The 5,174-nt window shown below is 63.7% G+C and carries 8 protein-coding genes and 1 pseudogene; 7 read left to right on the top strand and 2 right to left on the bottom strand.

Annotation, left to right across the window (positions count from 1 at the left end; all coding sequences use genetic code 11):
* Nucleotides 1-42: 42 nt before the first annotated feature.
* The 4 genes and pseudogenes from RMO18_RS21125 (at nucleotide 43) to RMO18_RS12160 (ending at nucleotide 1,269) form a co-directional block, all read left to right on the top strand.
* Nucleotides 43-147: an FAD-linked oxidase C-terminal domain-containing protein gene (locus RMO18_RS21125; protein WP_405054064.1), complete on the top strand. Its 105-nt coding sequence runs from the start codon at nucleotides 43-45 to the stop codon at nucleotides 145-147.
* Nucleotides 123-368 (top strand): annotated as a pseudogene (locus tag RMO18_RS12150) (sigma-70 family RNA polymerase sigma factor); the annotation flags it as partial. The gene RMO18_RS21125 and the pseudogene RMO18_RS12150, both read left to right, overlap by 25 nt.
* The gene (locus tag RMO18_RS12155) at nucleotides 365-757 is read left to right on the top strand and encodes a hypothetical protein (protein WP_309666201.1); all 393 of its coding nucleotides are present in this window, start codon (nucleotides 365-367) and stop codon (nucleotides 755-757) included. The pseudogene RMO18_RS12150 and the gene RMO18_RS12155, both read left to right, overlap by 4 nt.
* Before the next feature lie 26 nt (nucleotides 758-783).
* Nucleotides 784-1,269 carry a hypothetical protein gene (locus tag RMO18_RS12160; protein ID WP_309666202.1) on the top strand — a complete coding sequence of 162 codons (486 nt, stop codon included), beginning with the start codon at nucleotides 784-786 and terminating at the stop codon, nucleotides 1,267-1,269.
* Between the two features lie 2 nt (nucleotides 1,270-1,271).
* On the opposite strand, the gene RMO18_RS12165 is transcribed toward RMO18_RS12160, so the two are convergent.
* Nucleotides 1,272-1,562, bottom strand: a complete 291-nt coding sequence (locus tag RMO18_RS12165; RefSeq protein ID WP_309666203.1) for a hypothetical protein — start codon at nucleotides 1,560-1,562, stop codon at nucleotides 1,272-1,274.
* A 274-nt stretch (nucleotides 1,563-1,836) separates the two neighbouring features.
* Between RMO18_RS12165 and nrdR the strand changes: the two genes are divergently transcribed.
* Nucleotides 1,837-2,304 carry a transcriptional regulator NrdR gene (nrdR, locus tag RMO18_RS12170; RefSeq protein ID WP_309666205.1) on the top strand — a complete coding sequence of 156 codons (468 nt, stop codon included), beginning with the start codon at nucleotides 1,837-1,839 and terminating at the stop codon, nucleotides 2,302-2,304.
* Entirely contained in the window at nucleotides 2,301-3,392 is a 1,092-nt protein-coding gene (gene ribD / locus RMO18_RS12175; RefSeq protein ID WP_405054063.1) for a bifunctional diaminohydroxyphosphoribosylaminopyrimidine deaminase/5-amino-6-(5-phosphoribosylamino)uracil reductase RibD, read from the top strand. Before nrdR ends, ribD begins: the two co-directional genes overlap by 4 nt.
* Nucleotides 3,393-3,933: 541 nt before the next feature.
* On the opposite strand, the gene RMO18_RS12180 is transcribed toward ribD, so the two are convergent.
* Nucleotides 3,934-4,362, bottom strand: coding sequence for a VOC family protein (locus RMO18_RS12180; protein ID WP_309666207.1), 429 nt, complete (start codon nucleotides 4,360-4,362; stop codon nucleotides 3,934-3,936).
* A 93-nt stretch (nucleotides 4,363-4,455) separates the two neighbouring features.
* Here RMO18_RS12180 and thyX point away from each other — a divergent pair.
* Nucleotides 4,456-5,174: FAD-dependent thymidylate synthase (gene thyX / locus RMO18_RS12185; protein ID WP_309666208.1), on the top strand; the 719-nt coding region annotated here is incomplete at its 3' end.

Genomic DNA, 5,174 nt, shown 5'->3' on the forward strand with positions numbered 1-5,174 from the left:
GCCCACGCTGCCTTTGGTGAGATTTTCGACGCCGCCATCGCCATGGGTGGCACTATCACCGGCGAACATGGCGTCGGACTGGCCAAGAAAAAATATCTGCCCAAGCTGGTCGGAGAATCGGGGATAGTGCCATTCAGGAAAACCTGAAGGAAACCACCACCCGCGTTCTGGCGTCCCTCACCCCCCGCGAAGAACGCGTTCTGCGCATGCGCTTTGGGATCGGCATGAACACCGACCACACGCTGGAGGAAGTCGGCCAGCAGTTCTCGGTCACCCGCGAACGCATCCGCCAGATCGAAGCAAAGGCGCTGCGCAAGCTCAAGCATCCCTCGCGCAGCCGCAAACTGCGCAGCTTTCTTGATCAATGACCACTGACCGCACCGTCACCCCGCTGACCGCACAGCGCGCCTTTGCAACGATCCAGGTCGTTGCAAAGGCGGTTCTTGCCGGCGAACCCGCCCTCACCTATTCCGAACTTGCGCGCCGACTGGGCATGGCCAAGGTCAATGGCCAGGGCCTCAGCAGCTATCTGAACGAGGCCGCGGCCCTGTGCGCAGAAGGCGGCTGGCCCAATGTATCGGTTCTGGTGGTCTCCAAAGACAGCCTTGATCAGGGCACCCCGATGCCCTCGGACGGGTCGTTTTCCGCAGGCTTTTACGCCAGCACCGGCCTGTCCAAAGCCGATATCCCCGCAGAACAGACCCGCGTCAGAACCTTCGACTGGCACGCAGTCACCGCGCTTGGTCTGACCAGCTAGCCCTCGCCCCCCTCCAGAGGTTCCCGATGCAAGTTCCCGCCGCAACCCTTGCTCTCGCCCTGCTCGCCCTCCCCGCCCATGCCGCCTGCCAGGGCCAGCAGGTCTTCGCCTGCGACATCGGCAGCAAATCGGTCGAGGTTTGCCTCACCCCGACTGACCTCACCTACAGCTACGGCCCGACGGACGCCCCCGAACTCTCCCTCACCTCGCCCATAACCGAGGCCGCCTACACCCCATGGCCCGGCGTCGGCTCCTCAATCTGGGAAACCGTCGCCTTCCAGAACGAAGGCGTCACCTATGAGGTCTGGTTCAACGCCGACCGGATGACCGACGAACACCCGATCACCGGCGGCGTCCGCGTGATGCAGGGCGACGCGACCGTGGCAGAACTGGCCTGCGCCAAGGACAGCGTCCGCTCCGGTCTCGACCTCATCTACGGCGCCAAGGAAGCCGCCGGCCAATGCTGGGACCGCGCCGAACAGGTCTGGGCCGCGTCCTGCCCGGAGGAATAGCGCTACCCCTCCGCAGGCACCCCCAGATCCGCCCAATCCGACCCCATCGCCAGAATGCAGGATTGCCCGTTGGCGTAAGACTGCACCAGCGTCCAGTCACCATCCGCCGCTTGCCAGATTTCCATCACCGCATCCGGCCCGCGCACGCCCATCCCGACCAGCGTCGCGCGCTGGCCCTTGGTCAATCGCGTGACGATCTCGTCATGCGCACCGCAGATCATCTCGGCAATCGGCGTCTGCGCCAACCCGGGCGTAGCCAGACCAAGAACAACCAGGGTGAGTCGAAGGCGCATGCACGGAATCGTAACACGCAAATGACAATCCACAGCGCAAAATTATGGCGTCACGCCCAAGCCCACGCCCGTTGTGTGCTGCCGGCGCACTGGGCAACCGACCCTTCAGCCCGCCCCCCTGAGTCGCCAATGCCACAGGTCTGCCCCCAGATACGGTGGCGCGAAAATAACTCTACCCGAACCCTGCGCCCTCCCCCTATAGTTAGCCTTGATGACGGGGGGCAAACCCCCGCAGTTGAGGCAGGCAAGATCAAAAATAAGGGGAGGCACGCCAATGCGCTGCCCATTCTGCGGCAATATCGACACGCAAGTGAAAGACTCGCGCCCCGCCGAGGATCACGTATCGATCCGGCGGCGGCGCTTCTGTCCCGCTTGTGGCGGGCGCTTTACCACCTACGAACGCGTTCAGTTGCGCGACCTCGTGGTGATCAAATCTTCCGGCAAGCGCGAGGATTTTGATCGCACCAAGCTTGAACGCTCGATCCGCATCGCGATGCAAAAGCGCCCGATCGACCCCGAGCGTATTGACCAGATGATCTCCGGCATCGTGCGGCGGCTGGAAAGCCTTGGCGATACCGACATCTCCTCCAAGATCATCGGCGAGATCGTGATGGAAAGCCTCGCCCGGATCGACACCGTGGCCTATGTCCGCTTCGCCTCCGTCTACAAGAACTTCCAGACGGCGGATGATTTCGACGGCTTTGTCAGCGAGCTTCGGCCCGGCAGCGCCGCCGAAGAGTGACCGATAGCGACCACATGGCCCATGCCCTGCGCCTCGCCGCGCGGGGCCTTGGCAATGTCTGGCCCAATCCTGCGGTCGGTTGCGTTATGGTCAAGGACGGTCTGATCGTCGGTCGCGGCTGGACGCAACCCGGCGGCCGCCCCCAAGCCGAAGTGCGCGCGCTGGAACAGGCCGGGCCCTTGGCCGAAGGTGCCACCGCCAACGTCACCCTCGAACCCTGCGCCCACCACGGCCACACCCCGCCCTGCACAGATGCGCTGATCGCGGCCCGCGTCTCGCGCGTCGTCACCGCCCTCACCGACCCAGACCCCCGCGTCTCCGGCAAAGGCCACGCCATGCTCCGCGCCGCAGGCATCGCCGTGACCGAAGGCGTGATGACCCCTGACGCCACCCACCTCAACGCCGGCTTCCTGAAACGGGTGACGCAAGGCCTCCCCTTCGTCACCCTGAAACTGGCCGCCAGCCTCGACGGCCGCACCGCCACCACCACGGGCGAGTCTCGCTGGATCACCGGCGCGCAAGCCCGCCGCAAAGTCCACGCCCTCCGCCTCTCCCACGATGCCGTCATGGTTGGCTCCGGCACAGCACTTGCCGACGACCCCGACCTGACGGTGCGAGACATGGGCGCGGTCCGCCAGCCAGTGCGCATCGTCCTCGACCGGATGCTGCAACACTCCCCGGAAAGCCGTTTGGGCCGCACCGCCCGAGAAAACCCCGTGTGGCTCCTCCACAGCCCCTACGCGCCCGAAACGGCCCGCAAGGCGTGGTCGGCCACCGGAGCCAGCCTGATCGAAACCCCCGAAACCAGCGGCCACCTCGACCTGCGCGCTGCCCTGCAAACCCTCGCCGCCAAAGGCCTCACCCGCATCCTCAGCGAAGGCGGCAGCACTGTCGCTGCGGCGCTGGTGAAGGCGGGACTGGTGGATGAACTGGCGATGTTCACCGGGGGCGTGTTGATCGGAGCCGAGGGCCATGCAGCCCTTGGAGCGCTTGGCCTTCACGCCCTTAAAAAGGCTCCGAGGCTGACACTCAAAGAGAGTCAATTCAACAGACCCGACGCCTTGTCAACTTGGCAATTTGGCCAGTGACCGGTTTTTGCGCAAGGTAACGTTTCCTGAATTGCCGACTTAATTCCGTGGCGGTCATTGATCCTTGGATATGGCGTGCCAAACCAAATACAAAAGCCTGATGACCCCAAATGCCATCCCTAACAACATCAGATAGATGGAAAACTCAAGCTTACGATAAAAGAAATCATCAGCGTCTAGAAACAGATACAAGGGAATTACAAAAGAAAGAGCCAAAACGCCAAAGAACAAAACCATCAGCCATTGCCTGATTTCGCTCGGGGGTAGCTTGTCAGTCAAACGCGACTTCTCCCCATTTCGTAGGGTGCGCTACAGCGCACCATCCTGTCCCGCCACCGGCTACAGCCCCCCCGTCCCCCTCGTGGGGAGGGGTCGGGTGGAGGCTTTGAAAGCGATCCAACGCACCATGGCACCTCGCCAAACCCAGCCCGACTTCAAGGTTAACGCTTCCCAAAACCCCCGCGCGTAGAGACGGAAGGAAGATAGAAAGAAGACAGGATAAAGACGCCGGGAAGACCCCTCCCGGCACCCCCTCAACTCCTCACCAATGCCCGGTGCTCGCCATGCTCACCCAAGGCTCCGCCACCGCCTTCGCGGCCCCCCGCTGCAATAACTCCACCGACACATTGTCGGGCGAGCGTACAAACGCCATCCGCCCATCCCGCGGCGGGCGGTTGATCAGCACGCCATTGGCCTGCAGATGCGCACACACCGCATAGATATCATCCACCTCATAGGCCAGATGCCCGAAATGCCGCCCATCCGACGGCAGCCCCGTATCCCCATCCCAGTTATACGTCAGCTCCACCGGGCACTCCTCCTGCCCCTGCGGCGCCATGAACACCAGCGTGAACCGCCCGCCTTCGTTGTCATACCGCCGCGTTTCCTTCAGCCCCAGCAGCGCATAAAACGCCAGCGACGCCTCCAGATCCTTCACCCGCACCATCGTGTGCAAATACCGTATGCCCATCGCATCCTCCATTGATCTACACTCATCTTGCGGTATCCCCGCACCCGCCCGCAAGATATAGTCGCGGACGACTCATCACAAAGGCCGCTGCCCATGCCCCTCACCCCCGACCAGACCGCCGAGATTGACGCCCAGCGCAGCACCCCGCGCCCCACCCTCCGCGCCGTCGCTCCTGGGATGGAGGCGCATCTTTACCACGCGCACCCCGTCCTCGACCACGGCTTCATCCGCGTCATCGACTACATGGGCGACGATGCGGCCATCGTCCAGGCCGCCCGCGTCAGCTATGGCGCCGGCACCAAGCACGTCCAGAACGACGAGGGCCTGATCCGCTACCTCATGCGCCACTGGCACTCCACCCCGTTCGAGATGTGCGAGGTCAAGCTTCACGTCAAGCTTCCCGTCTTCGTCGCCCGCCAGTGGATCCGCCACCGCACCGCCAACGTCAACGAATACTCGGCCCGCTACTCGATCCTCGACCGCGAGTTCTACATCCCCGCCCCCGAACACCTCGCCGCCCAGTCCACCGTCAACAACCAGGGCCGGGGCGAGGTCCTGACCGGCGAGGAATCCGCCCGCGTCCTCGACCTCCTCAAATCCGACGCCAACCGCGCCTATGACCACTACGAAGCGATGCTGTCCCAGGACGGCCAGCAGGGCCTCGCGAGGGAGCTTGCCCGGATGAACCTGCCCGCCAACATCTACACCCAATGGTACTGGAAGGTCGACCTGCACAACCTCTTCCACTTCCTCCGCCTGCGCGCCGACCCCCACGCCCAATACGAAATCCGCGTCTACGCCGAGGCGATTGC

Origin of the sequence: Tabrizicola sp. (assembly GCF_031377265.1) — a bacterium.
Lineage (GTDB): Bacteria > Pseudomonadota > Alphaproteobacteria > Rhodobacterales > Rhodobacteraceae > JAUYQR01.

Coding starts and splice junctions, on each gene's coding strand:
- RMO18_RS21125 (WP_405054064.1), top strand. CDS start 43: ATGGGTGGCACTATCACCGGCGAACATGGCGTCGGACTGGCCAAGAAA.
- RMO18_RS12155 (WP_309666201.1), top strand. CDS start 365: ATGACCACTGACCGCACCGTCACCCCGCTGACCGCACAGCGCGCCTTT.
- RMO18_RS12160 (WP_309666202.1), top strand. CDS start 784: ATGCAAGTTCCCGCCGCAACCCTTGCTCTCGCCCTGCTCGCCCTCCCC.
- RMO18_RS12165 (WP_309666203.1), bottom strand. CDS start 1,562: ATGCGCCTTCGACTCACCCTGGTTGTTCTTGGTCTGGCTACGCCCGGG.
- nrdR (WP_309666205.1), top strand. CDS start 1,837: ATGCGCTGCCCATTCTGCGGCAATATCGACACGCAAGTGAAAGACTCG.
- RMO18_RS12180 (WP_309666207.1), bottom strand. CDS start 4,362: ATGGGCATACGGTATTTGCACACGATGGTGCGGGTGAAGGATCTGGAG.